15 protein-coding genes are annotated in these 17,233 nt (G+C 55.9%); 10 read left to right on the top strand and 5 right to left on the bottom strand.

Annotated elements, in window-relative coordinates:
- Nucleotides 1-141 precede the first annotated feature (141 nt).
- Both PHA81_RS13370 and PHA81_RS13365 read left to right on the top strand, forming a co-directional pair.
- Nucleotides 142-648 carry a lactate utilization protein C gene (locus PHA81_RS13370; protein ID WP_273837099.1) on the top strand — a complete coding sequence of 169 codons (507 nt, stop codon included), beginning with the start codon at nt 142-144 and terminating at the stop codon, nt 646-648.
- Nucleotides 649-2,841 (top strand): LUD domain-containing protein, encoded by a 2,193-nt coding sequence (locus PHA81_RS13365; RefSeq protein ID WP_273837097.1) that lies wholly within the window; start codon nt 649-651, stop codon nt 2,839-2,841.
- A 272-nt stretch (nt 2,842-3,113) separates the two neighbouring features.
- Here the strand turns inward: PHA81_RS13365 and PHA81_RS13360 are convergent, their stop codons facing one another.
- From PHA81_RS13360 to PHA81_RS13340, 5 genes are all read right to left on the bottom strand, one after another.
- On the bottom strand, nt 3,114-3,563 hold the full coding sequence (locus PHA81_RS13360) for a hypothetical protein (RefSeq protein ID WP_273837095.1): 450 nt from the start codon (nt 3,561-3,563) through the stop codon (nt 3,114-3,116).
- A 337-nt stretch (nt 3,564-3,900) separates the two neighbouring features.
- Nucleotides 3,901-5,052 (bottom strand): FAD-dependent oxidoreductase, encoded by a 1,152-nt coding sequence (locus PHA81_RS13355; protein ID WP_005046766.1) that lies wholly within the window; start codon nt 5,050-5,052, stop codon nt 3,901-3,903.
- A gap of 240 nt (nt 5,053-5,292) precedes the next feature.
- Nucleotides 5,293-5,934: a transposase gene (locus PHA81_RS13350; protein ID WP_241430443.1), complete on the bottom strand. Its 642-nt coding sequence runs from the start codon at nt 5,932-5,934 to the stop codon at nt 5,293-5,295.
- 121 nt (nt 5,935-6,055) lie between these two features.
- A complete protein-coding gene (locus PHA81_RS13345) occupies nt 6,056-7,576 on the bottom strand; it encodes an aldehyde dehydrogenase family protein (RefSeq protein WP_005046771.1) in 1,521 nt (506 codons plus the stop codon).
- A gap of 148 nt (nt 7,577-7,724) precedes the next feature.
- Nucleotides 7,725-8,414, bottom strand: a complete 690-nt coding sequence (locus tag PHA81_RS13340) for a transposase (RefSeq protein ID WP_273837090.1) — start codon at nt 8,412-8,414, stop codon at nt 7,725-7,727.
- 129 nt (nt 8,415-8,543) lie between these two features.
- Here PHA81_RS13340 and PHA81_RS13335 point away from each other — a divergent pair, with 129 nt between their 5' ends.
- The 8 genes from PHA81_RS13335 (at nt 8,544) to PHA81_RS13300 (ending at nt 17,005) form a co-directional block, all read left to right on the top strand.
- A complete protein-coding gene (locus PHA81_RS13335; RefSeq protein ID WP_049910537.1) occupies nt 8,544-9,611 on the top strand; it encodes a zinc-dependent alcohol dehydrogenase family protein in 1,068 nt (355 codons plus the stop codon).
- 93 nt (nt 9,612-9,704) lie between these two features.
- Nucleotides 9,705-10,349, top strand: coding sequence for an SRPBCC domain-containing protein (locus tag PHA81_RS13330; RefSeq protein WP_005046776.1), 645 nt, complete (start codon nt 9,705-9,707; stop codon nt 10,347-10,349).
- A 3-nt stretch (nt 10,350-10,352) separates the two neighbouring features.
- Entirely contained in the window at nt 10,353-10,934 is a 582-nt protein-coding gene (locus PHA81_RS13325) for a (2Fe-2S)-binding protein (RefSeq protein WP_005046778.1), read from the top strand.
- Nucleotides 10,935-13,433: a molybdopterin cofactor-binding domain-containing protein gene (locus tag PHA81_RS13320; RefSeq protein WP_005046780.1), complete on the top strand. Its 2,499-nt coding sequence runs from the start codon at nt 10,935-10,937 to the stop codon at nt 13,431-13,433.
- The gene (locus PHA81_RS13315; RefSeq protein ID WP_005046781.1) at nt 13,433-14,323 is read left to right on the top strand and encodes a xanthine dehydrogenase family protein subunit M; all 891 of its coding nucleotides are present in this window, start codon (nt 13,433-13,435) and stop codon (nt 14,321-14,323) included. Before PHA81_RS13320 ends, PHA81_RS13315 begins: the two co-directional genes overlap by 1 nt.
- A gap of 101 nt (nt 14,324-14,424) precedes the next feature.
- Nucleotides 14,425-15,348 carry a MoxR family ATPase gene (locus PHA81_RS13310; protein WP_049910538.1) on the top strand — a complete coding sequence of 308 codons (924 nt, stop codon included), beginning with the start codon at nt 14,425-14,427 and terminating at the stop codon, nt 15,346-15,348.
- Nucleotides 15,349-15,451: 103 nt separating this feature from the next.
- Nucleotides 15,452-15,583 carry a hypothetical protein gene (locus PHA81_RS13305; RefSeq protein WP_273837087.1) on the top strand — a complete coding sequence of 44 codons (132 nt, stop codon included), beginning with the start codon at nt 15,452-15,454 and terminating at the stop codon, nt 15,581-15,583.
- A 315-nt stretch (nt 15,584-15,898) separates the two neighbouring features.
- Nucleotides 15,899-17,005, top strand: coding sequence for an XdhC/CoxI family protein (locus PHA81_RS13300; RefSeq protein WP_005046785.1), 1,107 nt, complete (start codon nt 15,899-15,901; stop codon nt 17,003-17,005).
- The last annotated feature ends 228 nt before the right edge of the window (nt 17,006-17,233 follow it).

Genomic DNA, 17,233 nt, shown 5'->3' with positions numbered 1-17,233 from the left:
ATGTGGCCATATTTTCATTTGGTATCTTCCATCAAATTCCGCCGTGGGTGGTGAGGGTGTATAATCAAATACCTGGAATGTTCTGTCGTAAAAATGCGTGGAGGGAAACACCCATTAGGCTGTTTCATAAACGTCCGCCACATGTCCGCCGAACCAATCACGACCTTCGAGTCATCCCTCGGCGAGGTCGGGGTCGAACTCGTTCAGACGACTTCTGACCAGTTCGAGTCGGCGCTTATTCCGCTTCTCAACGCTCCCGCGGTCGGCACTCAGCTTCCGTTCGAGAACGTCTCCCTGCCGGATACCGTAGAGACTGATCCGACGGTGCAGGAACTCGAAACTGCGGAAACCGGCGTCACCGCTGCCGGATACGCCATTGCCGACTACGGCTCCGTGGTCATCCAGGGCGGCCCTGACGGCGAGGAACCGGTTAGCCTCTACGCCGACGAACACGTCGCCGTCATCGCCGGCAGCGATGTCCTCCCAGATATGGACACGACGTTCGATCGGCTCGCCGAGGACATCCGTAGCGGCACCGGACAGGCCATCATCGCGACCGGGCCGAGCGCTACGGCAGACATGGGCGCGCTCGTGAAGGGAGCTCACGGCCCGATGGACGTCACCGTCGTTCTCTTGGAGGACAGGTAGATGAGCGTCGATGACCGCCAGCGAAAAGCCGAACACATCCGCCACCTCCTCGACACAGAGGGCAACAACGTCCACGAGAACACTCAGGTCTTCAACGATGGTCGTTACGAGTCCACTACGGATCTCGACGACTACGACGGCCTCAAAGACGAGGCCCGCGCGATCAAGGAGGACACCATCGAACGCCTGCCCGAACTCCTCGATCAGGTTACCGAGGCGGTTGAAACCAACGGCGGGACAGTCTATCTCGCAGACGACGCCGCCGACGCGAACCGATATATAACGGAGGTCGCCGGCGGCCGCGACGTCGTGAAGTCGAAGTCGATGACCAGCGAGGAGATCGAGGTGAACGAGTCTCTCGAAGCCAGCGGCGCGGACGTCTGGGAGACCGACCTCGCCGAGTTCGTCCTGCAGGTTGCCGACGAAGCGCCGTCACACATCGTCGCACCGGCCATCCACAAGTCCCGCGAGGAGATTGCGGACCTGTTCAATGCGCACTTCGACCCGGAAGAGCCCCTCGAAACCGCCGAGGAGCTGACACAGTTCGCCCGCGAGTATCTCGGCGAGAAGATCATGGACGCCGAGGTCGGAATGACGGGCGCGAACTTCATCACGGCGGACACCGGCACACTCGCGCTAGTCACAAGCGAAGGCAACGCCCGCAAGTGCGTGCAGGCGACGGACACTCATGTTGCGGTCGCGGGCGTAGAGAAACTCGTCCCGACCGTCGAGGACCTCCAGCCGTTCGTCGAACTCGTCGGCCGATCGGGGACCGGACAGGACATCACCTCCTACATATCGCTTTTCACGCCGCCCGGCGACTCACCGACTTTCGACGAGGGAGGCGAACTCGGTCCCGGTGACGACCGTGAGTTCCACCTCGTGCTCATCGACAACGGCCGCATGGAGATGCGCGAGGACGACCAACTCCGGGAAACACTGTATTGTATCCGGTGTTCGGCGTGCGCGAACTCGTGTGCGAACTTCCAGCACGTCGGCGGCCATGCCTTCGGCGGCGAGACGTACTCCGGCGGCATCGCCACCGGCTGGGAGGCCGGCGTCCACAGTCAGGAAAGCGCCGCCGAGTTCAACGACCTCTGTACGGGCTGTTCGCGCTGCGTGAATGCATGTCCCGTGAAAATCGATATCCCATGGATAAACACGGTCGTCAGGGACCGTATCAACCATGAGGATGCAACGGAATTCGATTTCCTGGTGGAGGGGTTGACGCCCGATGAGGAACCCGGTAGAATGGACCTCCAGAAACGGTTTTTCGGTAACTACGCGACCCTCGCCAAACTGGGCAGCGCCACCGCGCCGATGTCGAACTGGCTGGCTGAGACCAAACCTGCGCAGATGCTCATGGAGCGATTCGTGGGAATCGACCGCCGGCGCGACCTCCCGAAATTTCGGCGCGAAACGCTCAGGAAGTGGTTCGAGGCGCGCGGTGGCTCGCGCATTTCACCGACTGATGCAAGTCGAGAAGCCGTACTCTATCCCGACGCCTACACCAATCACGTCCAAGTCGAGCGCGGGAAGGCCGCCGTCCGCGTTCTGGAAGCGCTCGGCGTCTCAGTACAAATTCCCGAGGTGGCGTCCAGCGGGCGTGCTCCGCTCTCGCAGGGAATGATTGGGACTGCTGAACGCCACGCTCACGACGCCTACGCCGACCTCGCAGAGCACATCGACGCCGGACGGGACGTAGTGGTCATCGAACCCTCCGATCTCGCCATGTTCGCCGGCGAGTACGAAAAGTTCCTGCCCGAACAATCCGCAGAACGTCTCGATAGCAACAGCTACGAAATCATGGAGTACGTTTACGGACTGCTCGAAAACGGGGCGAGCGGTCGAGAACTGCGAGCAGGTGACGGCGAACGGGTGGCCTACCACAGTCACTGCCAGCAGCGAACGCTCGGACTCGAAGCCCACACCGTGGCCGTCCTCAATGAACTCGGCTACGACGTATTGACCTCCGAGACCGAGTGCTGTGGAATGGCCGGTTCCTTTGGCTACAAGCGCGAATACTATGAATTGAGCATGGATGTCGGCAACGAACTCGAATCGCAGTTCCAAGCCGAGAATGCACGCGACCGCACTGTCGTAGCGAGTGGAACGTCCTGTCTCGAACAGTTGGAGTCGTTGCTAGAGCGGTCGAGCCAGCACCCGGTTCAGTTGGTTGACCCCGGCAGGTAGTCGTCGGCTCAATACTATCGCTAGTTGTCCACTCTATTAGCCGCGAACAAGTAGACGCGTAGAAATAGGCCCGCTCTTATCTGTGCTTATTCGGTTGACGATTAGCTATCGTATGCTTGCGAATGTGAGTACAGAAAACAGTAGTTTCCCAAACCAACAGGAAAATACACGCGCTTTATACACTAAATCGCAATGCGATTAGGGTGTCCAAACACACTATGCAGGATCAATAGTGTGGTCGATCACCCTGCTTCCTAAGCGGAGTTCTTCGATCAATCGTCTTTGACAAGATCGTCGATAAAGCTGAAGCCGTTGACGAACGTCACGGAGTCGCCATACCCCTCGCTCCCGAGCACCGTCTCTGCACCCTCACCGGCAGCGATATCGGTCGTGTAGATGTAGACGTGGGTTGCCTCACCCGAGCCAAGCACTTGTGCAGCAAGCCCTCCGAGCGCCGGGTCAGCCCGCTCGATCTCGTCGGCCGGCCGCTCGTCGACGTTTGCGATGTAGCGCTGGATGCCGTCCATCGTCTCCGAGACGAGTGAGTTCGTGTACTCCAATGGGTCAGCAACGCGAACCCAGCCATCGTCTAGTATCTCCAAGTTTGGTTCTATACCAATCCTCCTAGACTGAATTTTTCTTGAAGCCTGATGTTGAGCATGTGGATTCCCCATGCCCAGTAGGCAGCTAGACCAGAGATAATCGCTTTGACTACCAGTCATCCCCGTTCAGATCGCGATAAGAACAAGCCGATTACGCAGGACGGCGCAAATATTACATCATATCCCGCTATATAACTCAGTCAGCTGCTATTCTGGTTCCCCGAAATTTGTACATGAGAAGGCCGTTAACCAGCGAATTGCTACTATCGTCATTCATAGTACCTGAAGTCGGCTAGGTGGGATTCGTCATTCATGACCACCTATGAAATTTAGACTGCCGATATAGATTTCTAGACTGGACGTGCATTAGGAAACCACCTGCCCGACTTCAGGTACATGAATATCACAACATTTCATTACTACAATCAGTCCTATCTCACTTATTGGTTTATGAGAATTATAACACACCCCAGGCACTACTAGCGTGATACCATGAAGTTAGTCCAGCAATCCATCGTGCTGCAACAAATTTTTTCAGAAATTGTGCCGGATAAGAACCGAATGTTGGAAATGGGATATTCGAGACATTATGAGCAATGGCTTTATCTCCAATTGAAATGAGTGTTCCCTTATCCTCATACGTCCAGTGTCTCAATGGTTTGTTTTGGAGAGAACGCTCAATATTATTAGCAGCAACATCGGCGGCTTGCCATGCAGCTTGGGCAGTAGGTGGTACCGGATTTTCACCATTTTCGACTAGGGCAGCGTCACCAACAGTGAATATGCGATCGTCACTGGTTTTGAATGTTGTATCCGTTTTAATTCGGTTGTGGTCCTTCTCAACATTAATGGACTCCATGATATCATGACCGGTAATCCCTCCTGTCCAGATTAGGATGTCATAAAGTAATTTCTCATCACTTTCTAGATGTACATATTCATTTCCTGCCTTGGAAAGTGGATTCCCGGTTTGAATGTCTATATCGGCTTTGATGAGTTGCTTCCGCACTGATTTCTGAAGATCGGAACTGTGCCCTGGCAAGATTTCATCAAGAGCTTCCAGAAGCGTAATCTCGATAGAGATTCCTGCCTCATCTCGTAGTTTTGCAACTTCACCCGCAACTTGAATACCCGAGAGTCCAGCTCCACCAATAAGGACTTGCGTTGGTTTTTCGCTAGATTCGAGGTTTGTTTCGGTAAAGATTCGTTTATGGATTGTTAACGCATCCTCTAATGATTTCAACGCGATTGAATGATTATTCAAACCAGGAATCCCGTAGTGCGCGGTTTGGCTCCCTATTGCAACCAGTACGTAGTCGTATGGTATAGTGTTTCCATTACTGAGCTCGACTGATCGAGCCCCAGTATCAATATTAGTAACTTCACCTTCAATGAAATCGGTATCTGTTGATTTTATATTCTTCACCGGAATTGTGATTTTCTGTTGGATAGTGGGATCTCGAATGATCCGATGTGATTCATGGAGTACTAAATGATATTGATTCTCGCCAATCCACGTAATGTTGACATCAGAGGTATTCTGTTCCAGTTGTTGCACCGCCTTTGTACCTGCATAACCTGTTCCAATCACCACGAGACTGTCGGCCATGATTGGCTAATATATTAGAATATACTCTAATCTATCGCTTATAGCAAAATTTGTAATCTGACAATCATCCATCATATATTCCAAACCCAGCTGGGCTGAATCAGCGAATCGCAGGTGGCCGGATCTTCTGGTCAGTTTCGAAAACTGTGTTTTCGTGTTGATTCGCAATGGATGACATTTAGTTGTCAGCTGGGTTCTCCTCGCCGAAATTATGATCGTGACTAATAGTGCCGTGGCGCGTTAGTCGGTTTTCTCTTCCCAGGGAGAAATTGTTTGGGGAGAGTTGTCTTCGTGTTCAATTAAAGCAGAGTCACTGTTCTCGCCTTTGTCGCGGGAATTCTGGAGGTATTCACGACCTTCTTCGGTTTCCCACAGTCGCTCGTTGAGAACATCAGCGGAGGTATAGAATTTGTGTATTGAGGGCAGTTTGGTGTTATCAAACTGCGCAATTAGATCGCCGTGATTCTTGAAGAAGTGGTGCATCCATTGCTCGGCTCCGCGGTCGTCGTGAAACTGGGTAATAAGGATCCAGTGGTAGTAGTCGTCAGCATTAGTGAACAACACCACATGTGGGTCTTCGCTCAATTCCCAATAGCATTCTTCCCACTGTTCCTCGAAATTTGGGTAATGGAACGCAATACGGAAGAGATAATAGTCAAAAAGCTCTACATTAGGCACTACTTGCGTCTGTAATACCTCGTCCGTCTCCATCTCATGGAGTAATTCATTTACACGATTGTGTGATAGCGAGATTCCGTATTCATCCTCAAGTATATCGCGAATTTTTCGGACTGATGCAGTTGGATTTCCAACTCTTGCTTTGAGGAGGATGATATCTCTGGGTGTGAGATCATCATCAAATGAATCCTCTGAAACACCCATCGGTTATCATCCTCATATTGTAAGACCGTACTTAAAAACCTTTCTCAAGATTCGAAGCATAGCGTCTGGCACCTGATAGATGTGTAGTTGATTTAGATAATCAATACTAGAAGATGGCATATCAATCGACTTTGAAATTTAGCGTCTTTGTCTGTGTGTATGCCTTGATTGTCTCTTTGCCTATTTCCCGACCGATACCGGATTGTTTGTACCCACCGAATGGCTGGCCAGCTGGGAATTCGTTATATTGATTTACCCAGATGTTCCCAGCCTCAATATCGCGAGCAGCACGCCGAGTAGTGGAAATATTTTCAGAAACGATGCCAGCAGCGAGACCAAAGCTGACATCGTTGACTCGATCTATTAGATTACCATAGTCGCTCCATTCGAACACAAGCTCTACTGGGCCGAAAATTTCTTCTTGGGCAACGCGCGTTCTGTGCGGTGCACCCTCAACAACCGTTGGAACAACAAAGTATCCGCCAGCGAGTCGCCCATCCTCAAGTTGTTTGCCACCAGTGACAATTCGACCACCAACCTCTTCAGCAAGACGAATATATCGTTCAGTTCTTTGAACCTGTCTTGGCGATATTTTCGGACCCATCTCAGTTTTTTCAAGCAAAGGATCGCCAAGGACGATATCATCCGCAGCGTCGGCGAATTTTTGAGTAAATTCATCACATAGTGATTCATGGACAAACAACCGTGTCCCCGCACAGCAACACTCCCCAGCGTTGTAGAACATCGCGTCGATGGCGACCTCAACCGCTCGATCGAGAGCCGCATCTGGGAAAATGATAAGTGGACTTTTGCCACCCAATTCCAAGGATATGTCTTTGAGAGTATTCGCTGCTCCCTTCATTACGCCGCGACCGACCTCCGTTGATCCGGTGAACGCAATCTTGCGCACGCGCGGGTGTTCAACGAGCGATGTACCAGCCTCGGGACCGTAGCCAGTGACAATATTCAGTAGTCCATCTGGAATGAGATCGTCGATTTCGTGGATGAATTCAACTAATGATAATGGGGTTTCTTCGGCAGGTTTCAACACTACAGCGTTTCCTGCTGCCAGAGCTGGCGCAAGCTTCCATGCGGCCATCAATAATGGGAAGTTCCAGGGAATTATTTGGCCGACGACGCCATACGGCTCCCGAACCGTCTCTATGTGTTGGTCATTTTCTGCGGGGATAGTTGTTCCTTCCAACGTCCGGGCCGCACCTGCAAAATACCGAAAATGATCTACAACAAGATCAATGTCATCTCGGGCTTCTACTAATGGTTTGCCGTTATCAAGTGCATCAAGCCTTGCGAACTCTTCCTGTCGGGCTTCGATTCGCTTCGCTATCTCTGAAAGAATAACTTGTCGTTGGGCTACCGATTTATCATCCCAAGTCTCGAAGCCACGCCACGCAGCTGTAACAGCTCGTTCGATGTCAGCATCATTTCCGGCCTGAGCTGTCGCCAGTTTTCTCCCAGTGGTCGGGTCGTAAATGTCTAATAGTTCGCTACCGGTACTGTCTACCCACTCACCTTCGATATATAGTTGAAGCTCTCGGTCTTGAATCAGCTCTTGTGCAGCTTGCTCATGTCTCTCAATGACCTCTTGTGAACTCTCGGCCGACGGCTGAGAGTTGGGTGCCACGTATTATCATCTCATACCCACCCTGACGCATAAGATTTTCTGATTCTATATTGACAAAACCGTCTTTCCTGCGTAAACCTCTCCTCCCTGCTCACTTGCCTGACGGCTCGCTCCCGAAGGGAGGGGCTTTCATGTGGACTCTCGGCAATCAATCTCCGGCGGAAGGCCGGGGACCGTCGTCGGTCATCGTCCCACGATTTATACGCACGTCTACTGGTGCGTCTCCGCTCCCGGCAAAAGTCCGGGAGCGGAGGCTATGGTACCGTTTGCGGGCGTACCGAAGCCCGACGTTCTTCGCCGCGTTGTAGTCCGCGTTCAGTGCATACCCACACGAACGGCACCAAAACTCGGTGCCGTCGCGGTTGTCTTTGTGCGTGAATCCACACTTCGAACGCCGTCGGCTGGTGTGATTCGGTTCGACAGTTTCGACCGAGACACCACGTTCCGGTGCTTTGTACTTGACGTACTCGAACAACCACCGGAAGGCCCAGATGTGGTGCCAGTCCGCGAACGACGAGCGTTTGCGGATGTCGTCGAGTTCTTCGAACACGATAACGTCGCAGTCGGTCTCTACAGCTTCGGTCACGATTTCGTTCGCCGTGGTGTGGAGATACTGCTTGCGCCACGCTCGTTCCCGCTTTCCGAGACGAGCCATCGCGCGGTGGGCGTGCTCTCTCGTCATCATGAGACGGCGAGCCGTCTCGAACGATTCCTTAAGGAAGGAGGCTCCGCGCTGTGCTTTAGCTGATCTCCGACTAGACCCAGAAGTAGTGTTAGATAGTGTAGGTTCCACACACACACACGACAAACTTATGATATTCAGATCATATTTCCTCATAAGCGGCCCTTCTGTGAAGATATTATAATCTCAAAATGGGTTTCAACATTTCAAAATAATCTTACTGTCCGAACTCATACGTATTTTTCCAAAACTTTTATTATGTGATCGGATATGGGTGTAACTGCCATGCAGGCAGTAGTACTGGAGGAGTTTCAGGAGCCGTTGACCGTCCAGGACGTTGACCGTCCTGAACCAGAACCCGATGGGGCTGTCGCCAAACTCATTGGGTGTGGTGTCTGCCGATCAGATTGGCATTGTTGGCAGGGAGATTGGGACTGGTTCGGATACCGGCCTGATCCGCCACACGTTCTTGGCCATGAACCCACTGCCCGAATCGTTTCCGTCGGTGAGGATGTTGAAACCGTCGAAGAGGGTCAAGAAATCGCAATTCCGTTCAACCTCGCGTGTGGTACTTGTGACCTGTGCCGGAACGGTCGCGAGAACATCTGTGAGAACCACGTTGGGCTTGGGTTCATGAACCAAGCCCCCGGTGCATTCGCTGAGGAAGTTCACATCCCACACGCCGATGTCAACGCCGTGCCGCTCCCAGACAGTATCGACGCCGAAACGGCTGCGGGGTGTGGTTGCCGGTTCATGACCTCGTTTCACGCGATGGCGCATCGCGCACCCGTGAGCGCCGGTGATGACGTGGTAATTCACGGGTGTGGTGGCATCGGTCTTTCAGCCGTCCACATCGCTGATGCGCTTGGTGGTAATGTAATCGGGGTGGATCTCAAAGACGAGAACCTCGACAAGGCCGAAGAACTTGGTGCGGTCGCTACGGTTAACGCTTCCGAAGTCGACGATCCCGCTGGCGAAGTCCAAGATATCACTAACGGTGGAGCAGATGTTTCTGCCGACGGACTTGGTATCAAAACGACGTGTCAGAACGCAGTCAATAGCCTCCGCAAGGGAGGAACGCACGTTCAGATCGGGTTGACCACTTCCGAAGAAGAGGGAATGGTTCCACTGCCGGTCGATGACTTCGTCTCCAAGGAGATCGATTTCCACGGCTCGCTCGGTCTCCAGCCCTCGCGTTACAGTGAGATGCTGGACATGATCGAGTCAAGCAAGCTTGACCCGGCAACGCTCGTCAACAAGACGATCGATATCCACGAAGTTCCAGATGAACTGGCTGCGATGACTGACTTCAACACACTCGGAATCCCAGTCTGTACCGACTTCACTAGCTAACCAATAGAACAATCACGAAACAAACCATTTTAAATGGAATGGTTGATCGGTGATTGATAGCTTGTAATTACGGACCAAGGACAGTGAGACACTATGAAATTCAGTGGAACATTCAAACTTAACGATACGACAACGGAGGAGGTATGGCTCGCGCTCTCGGATCCGGTAATGATCGAGAACGCGCTACCTGGCTGCCAGTTTCTCGTCGAAGTTGAGGACACGGATGTCGACTTCGACGCGTTGCGCGAGGAACACGGGGACCGCGATGTCGAACCGACCTCTGACCCAGAGACCATCGCCGAGCGCGCGTTCGAGCAGGGGAATCACTACGCCGGCGTCATCGGTATTAGCATCGGCCCGGTAAATCCGACCTTCGAGACGGTTGTCACAATCGAGGAGCGCGACCAGCCCTACATGGAGGCCGGCGGCGAAGGCTCAGCGGGCGATAGCTCCTTCGAGATGACCGCGTGGATGGACCTCGACGCGACCGACGACGGGGTGGAAGTCGATTGGACGGCCGAAGCCGAGGTGTTCGGCCGCATCGCGCAGATGGGCCAGCGCGTCATCAACCCCGCGGCGAACCAAGTCGTGAAGCGGTTTTTCTCGTCGGTGCAGGACGAAATCCGCGAGCGCGAAATCGCCGAAGGCGGCGAGGTTGAGCAAGCAGAGTCGGCCGAATCGAATGACGACGACCGCGGCATCGTCGACCGCATCCTCGGTCGGTCGGAAGGAAACTGACACATGACAGAACACGACATCGAACTATCGGTCAACGGTACGGAACACGAACTCACTGTCGAGTCACGAACACTGCTCGTCCACGCCCTGCGCGAAGAGTTGGGCTATACTGGCACAAACGTCGGCTGTGAAAGCTCGACTTGTGGAGCCTGTACTGTGCATTTAGATGGTGATGCAGTAAAATCCTGTACGGTGCTCGCGGCACAGGCCGACGGCAGCGAGATCGGTACCGTCGAAGGACTCGCCGAGGATGGCACCTACGCTCCGATTCAGGAGGGATTTCAGAAAGAACACGGGCTTCAGTGTGGTTACTGTACGCCGGGGATGATGCTCGCGGCGAACGACCTCCTCGAACGGAACCCGAACCCGGACGAAGAGGAGATTCGGGAAGCCATCGAGGGCAACCTCTGTCGGTGTACCGGCTATCAGAACATCGTTAACGCCGTCGAGTTCGCCGCCGACGAGATGGACGGTGGTGCCGAAGCGGCAGCTGATGGCGGTGAGCCCGTTGAAGGCACGCGAACGTCAGAAGACGAGCGAAGCGAGTCTTCTGGAAGGACAAAGCAGGTAGAGGGGGACGACTGAATGTCAAGCGAAACAATCGAATCTGACGAACTCGACATCGAATCGGTGCTCGGCTCGTCGGTCGAGCGCCGCGAGGACCCCTCGCTGATCACGGGCGAGGCCGAATACACCGACGACATCCAGCGCCCGGAGATGACCCACATGGCCGTCCTTCGAAGTCAGCACGGCCACGCCGAAATCAACGATATCAACACGAGCACGGCCGAAGCAATGGATGGAGTGGTCGGTGTCTATACCGCAGACGACCTCGACGTTCCCGGTGAAGTGCCGACCGGATGGTTGCTCCCGGACCTGAAGACGCCCTCGCACACGATTCTCGCAAAAGACCGGGTGCGCTATCAGGGCGACGGTATCGCGGTCGTGGTCGCCGAGGAAAACGCCATTGCACACGACGCGGTCGCGGCAATCGACGTCGATTACAATCGGCTCGATGCGGTTACCGACCCCAAAGAAGCCGTCGAGGATGACGCTCCGGTGCTTCACGAACCGACCGAGGACCCCACCGACACCGAAGACGACGAAGAAATCGGCACCGTGCCCGGTAATCAAGCATTCGACTGGGAAATCGGGGATGCGGACGCCACCGATGAGGCGTTCGCAAGTGCGGCTCACACAGCCGAGGTGGACTTGGAAAACCAGCGGTTGATTCCGAATCCGATGGAGCCGCGGGCAGCGATGGCCGAGTACAAGCCGGGGACTGAGGAGTTGGAACTCCACATGACCTCTCAGAACCCGCATCTCCACCGCCAGTTGATGTCTGGCGTGTTGGACGTGCCAGAGCACAAAATCCACGTCGTCGCTCCCGATGTGGGTGGCGGATTCGGAAACAAAATCGCCCACTACCCCGACGAAGCACTCGTCTCGTGGTGTGCGAAAGAGACCGAACGACCGGTGAAGTGGACCGCAACCCGTTCCGAGAGTTATTTGACTGGGACGCACGGCCGCGACCACGACACGCACGCCGAGTTAGCGATGGACGAGGACGGCGTGATTACCGGGATGCGCGTCGAAACCTACGCGAGCATGGGTGCGTACCTCTCGACGTTCGCGCCGGCTATTCCGACTTACCTCTACGGGACACTGCTGTCGGGTCAGTACGATATTCCAGCGATTCACTGTCACGTCATTGGCGCGTTTACGAACAATGCGCCGACCGACGCCTATCGCGGGGCCGGCCGCCCGGAAGCGCTGTACGTCGTTGAGCGCATGATAACGCTCGGCGCGCGCGAGATGGAGATGGACCCGGCAGAGTTCAGACGGAAGAACTTCATTCCCGAGGACGACTTCCCACATCAGACCCCGGTGGCGGTTTCCTACGACAGCGGCGACTACGAACCGGCACTCGACAAGGCTCTCGATATGGTCGGCTACGACGACCTGCGCGAGCGACAGGAAGAACTCCGCGAGGAGGGCCGGTATCTCGGTATCGGCTTTTCGAACTATATCGAGGCGTGCGGACTCGCACCCTCCGAACTTGCGGGCCAACTCGGCGCGCAGGCAGGACTGTGGGAAAGCGGTCTTGTCCGCGTCCACCCTACTGGGAAAGTCACGGCCTTCTGTGGCACGTCGGGTCACGGACAGGGCCACGAGACGACCTACGCCCAAATCGTCTCTGATGAGTTGGGAATCCCCTACGACGACATCGAAATCGTCGAAGGTGACACTGATGAGATACCCCAAGGAATGGGGACCTATGGCTCGCGTTCGGCGGCCGTCGGCGGAAGCGCGCTAGCGACGAGCTCGCAGAAAGTGGTCGAAAAGGCGAAGAAAATCGCTGCCCACCTCATGGAAGCAGGTGAAGGGGACATCGAGTTCGAGAACGGCGAGTTCTCGGTCGCCGGTGCGCCAGAGCGTTCGATGGGTATCCAAGAGATCGCCGGACAGGCCTATCTGGCACACGATATGCCGGAAGGCATCGAGCCAGGGCTTGAGGAGACTTCCTTCTACGACCCCGACAACTTCGTGTTCCCGTTCGGGACGCATGTTGCAGTCGTGGAAGTCGACCCGGAGACTGGCGAAATCGAGTTCGAAAACTACGTCGCGGTCGATGACGTCGGCCCGCAAATTAACCCCAAAATCGTGGAGGGGCAGGTTCACGGTGGGGTTGCACAGGGCATCGGACAGGCGATGTACGAGGGCGCGGTTTACGACGACAACGGCCAACTCACTACCGGCTCGATGCAGGACTACACGGTGCCGAAAGCCGAACACATCCCCAGAATGGAAACCGATAGCACGGTGACACCTTCCCCACACAACCCGCTCGGCGTCAAAGGTGTGGGTGAAGCAGGTACCATCGCGGCTCCACAGGCGGTCGTCAATGCGGTCACGGACGCGCTCCAGCCGTTCGGCGTCGACCACATCGATATGCCGCTCTCTAATGAATCGGTTTGGCAGGCGGTAAACGAGAATGCTGCTGCGGACGGTGGTGAGCCGAGTGAAACGAGGCGAGCCTCGTCAGACCGAAGGTCTGATGGTGGAAAAGGAGGTGATGAGTGATGTATCCAGACGAGTTCGATTACTACACGGCAGAAAGCGTCGGGGAAGCGCTCGACCTGCTCGATGAACACTCGGATGCGGAGACAGAACTGCTCGCGGGTGGGCACAGTCTTCTGCCGGCGATGAAAACTGGATTATCGAGTCCCGAGGTGCTCATCGACATCAGCGGTGTTGATGCGATGCATGGCATTGAGGTAGACGATGACACCCTCTCAATCGGCGCAATGGAGCGTTATAGTGCCCTCACCGACTCCGACGAAGTGGCCGAGCACGCGCCCGCGCTCGCAGCAGCGGCCCAGCAAGTCGGTGACGTACAGGTCCGCAATCGCGGAACACTCGGTGGTAATCTCGCCCATGCAGACCCTGCTGCCGACCTCCCAGCGGCGGCACTCGCTTCGAATGTGACGCTCGTTGCCGAAGGGCCAGATGGTGAGCGCTCGATTCCGGCCGATGATTTCTTCTTCGGGATGTACGCGACCGACCTCACGCCGGACGAACTCCTCACACGCGTGGAGATTCCGTCGGCGGATGGCGCGGTCGGGACCTATGCGAAAAAACCGAGTCCATCCTCGGGCTACGCGATGGTCGGCGTCGCCGCACTGCTCGATACCGACGACGATACTGTCGAATCCGCGAGCGTCGGCGCGAACGGCGTGATGGACCACGGAGTGCGACTTGAATCCGTCGAGGATGCGCTCGCGGGTGGCTCACTCGATGACGATAGTATCGAAGCGGCCGCTGGACACGCTGGCGACGACCTCGACGTAGCGATGATGATGGACGACTTGCAAGCTTCGAACGAATTCCGGGCCCAGCTACTGGAGGTGTATACTGAGCGAGCGCTGACGTCGGCGATGGACGCCGATTCCGCGTCCGCTGCAGCCGACTGAACCACGTGTTCCATCAGATTCGACGCCGATTCGCCGTGTCTGCATCCCGGTGATGCGGTGCAAACGAGAGGGCTACGTGTATGAATGACGAAGAACACACCATGAGCGAACGAACGCCCTCGGCGTTCAATGACGTAACCGAGACCGATGTTCGGCAGGCCTTCGAGAGTGAGGACTACGTTGCCGGCGATAATATCGTTACCACAGTTGAGTTGGTGCTTCGTCTCGGTAAACCCCTGCTCGTGGAAGGCGAACCCGGAGCCGGCAAGACCGAACTCGCCAAAGTCCTCGCGGGTGGGCTCGACGCCGAACTGGTTCGCCTCCAGTGTTACGAGGGACTCACCACAGAAAGTGCGCTGTACGAGTGGAACTACACGAAGCAACTGCTCTCGATGCAGACAGCGGAGGGGACCGCCGACGCGGACGAGTCGATGTTTAGCGAGGAGTACCTCTTAGAGCGGCCTCTGCTGCGCTCGTTGCGGGGCGACAGCCCACGGGTACTCCTCATCGACGAGGTGGATAGGGCTGACGAGGAGTTCGAGGCGCTGTTGCTCGAAATTCTCTCGGATTTTCAGGTGAGCGTGCCCGAACTCGGCACGGTGAGCGCGACAACACCGCCAGTCGTCGTCATCACCTCGAACCGCACGAGAGGACTGAGTGACGCGCTGAAGCGCCGGTGTCTGTTTTTGCACGTCGCGCCACCGTCGTTCGAGAAAGAGCGGGCGATTCTCGAACGCAAAGTCCCCGAACTCGATGGAGCAGTCGCCGCTGAATTGTGTGCGATAGCCGGACGGCTCCGCGAAGAACCACTGCTCAAACCACCGGGAGCAGCAGAAACCATCGACTGGGCGCGGGCGGTCGCCGCCCTCCGTCACGAAAGCGAGAACGGAACCCTGAGCCACGAGGAAATCCAGAACACGTTGGGTTGTCTGCTGAAGGAAATCAAAGACGTAGAGCGCGTCGATGACGACCTGCTCGCAACACTCTGCGACGCCGCAGAAACCGCCCGCGCGGAGGCAGACTGATGGTTAGCAAAGCAAACATCGAAGAATCCGTTCCGGATTTCGTCGCCGCACGCGACCACGTGCACGACGAACTGTGGAACATCCGATTCGTGCGCACACTCCGATGGGCCGGCGTAAACGTTCCTGCAAACGCCGGCACGAACACGAGCGCGCACGCGTCGCGCTCCGGGCATGTCTCATCACCGAACAGCCCGACAAATCGTCGTTCGACGACCTGTTCGCCGAGTTCTGGTGACGACTCACTGCCGGTCTCGATGCGAGCGGACCCGCAAAGCTACCCGAGGACGGGCCGGGCGGTGGACTCGCACCGCTCGGAGCCGAGGCGGCCTACGAGCCGACTGCCCGTGGGATGGCTGCCGCACTGTCGTATCTCGATGGGTAATTCACATTCGGCGGTTCATCGGACTTTAGCGAAATCGCCCGTCAACTCCGCCGACAGGGACTCAACGGCCCGTATCGGCTACAAACACAACGCTCGACGGGAGAAAGCCTGATTGAGTACTGACCCCAAATCACATCCAACGAAACGATGACAAACACGAGCTGGAAAATGACCGAAACCGAGGTACTGTCCGCCATCGGCGAGACACTCGACCGAGACGTCGACGCCGTGCTGGCGACGATCATTGATGTCGAAGGGAGCGCCTACCGTCGTCCCGGCGCGAAAATGCTCATCGAGGGCGACGACAGTGCTGGCAGCCTCACTGCCGGCTGTCTCGAAGACGAGGTCAGGGGACTCGCTGGCGACGTCCTTGACGCTGGCCAGCCCCGTATCGAAACCTACGACCTCACCGGCGATGATGACATCTGGGGTCTCGGCATGGGCTGTAACGGGATTATTACCGTCCTCCTCGAACCGCTCGATGAGAGCTATCGGCCGGTTGTAGAGCGCGTGACGAACGGCGGCGACTGCGGTGTCGTGACCGTCACTGATGGCGACCGCCCGCTCGGAGAGCGTGGTTTTTACGACCCGGAGACGGAATTTTCAGACAACCTGCCCGGCTGGCTGTGTGAAGAACTTCGGGAGCCGACGGCGACCCTCCTCGAACGGGGGAAGACGGACACAGTGGGCGTCGAAACCGACGACGGGACCGTTGAGGTGTTCGTCGAGGGCATCGAAGCACCGTCGAATCTCGTCGTGGTCGGATCGGGACCCGATGTCAATCCGGTGGTGGAACTCGCAAAACAGGTCGATTTTCAGGTCACAGTCGTCACCTTCCGCGGTGCACTTTCAAGCGGTGAGAACTTCCCCGCGGCCGACGCCGTTCGCGCGACCTCGCCGACGGACATCGGGGACAACATCGAGTTCGATGACGACACCTATGTGATCGTGATGACCCACAACTTTATCGATGACCGCCTCGCGGTCGAAGATCTCATCGACACACCCGTTCAGTATATCGGTCTGATGGGTCCACAGGAGCGCTTCGAGGAGATGCTTGAGGACTTCGCCGATGAAAGTGTCGAGATTACCGAAGACGATACGAGTCGCATCTATACGCCCATCGGTCTCGACCTCGGTGGCGATTCACCTCACCAGATAGCCTATAGTATCGTTGCCGAGGCGCTTGCCATTGCAAACAATCGGAGCCCACAGCATCTCACAGATCGTGAAGGACCTATCCACGACCGAATCGAAGTGCCTCTGGCCGAGTGAGGGATAGCAAACAGAACCGCTCTTGTGTAGCGTAGCGGAACCGAGTCACGGAGATTACGGCATCCTGCCGACAGCAGTCGTACATGACCAATGAACGCGCTGCTCTCGGCGGAATGCTTGAGCAACTCGTTGACCTTGGAGCAATAGAGTTTCAGTACCTCACAAAGCACGCCAGTTGACTACTTCTGAGACGTGAATTCGGTGGAGAAATCGGTACCGAGCAACTGC

The organism is Halococcus sp. PRR34 (assembly GCF_028617175.1).
GTDB classification, from domain to species: Archaea; Halobacteriota; Halobacteria; order Halobacteriales; family Halococcaceae; genus Halococcus; species Halococcus salifodinae.
The sequence above is the reverse complement of the archived record's forward strand: the minus strand, read 5'-3'. Positions and strand labels throughout refer to the sequence as shown.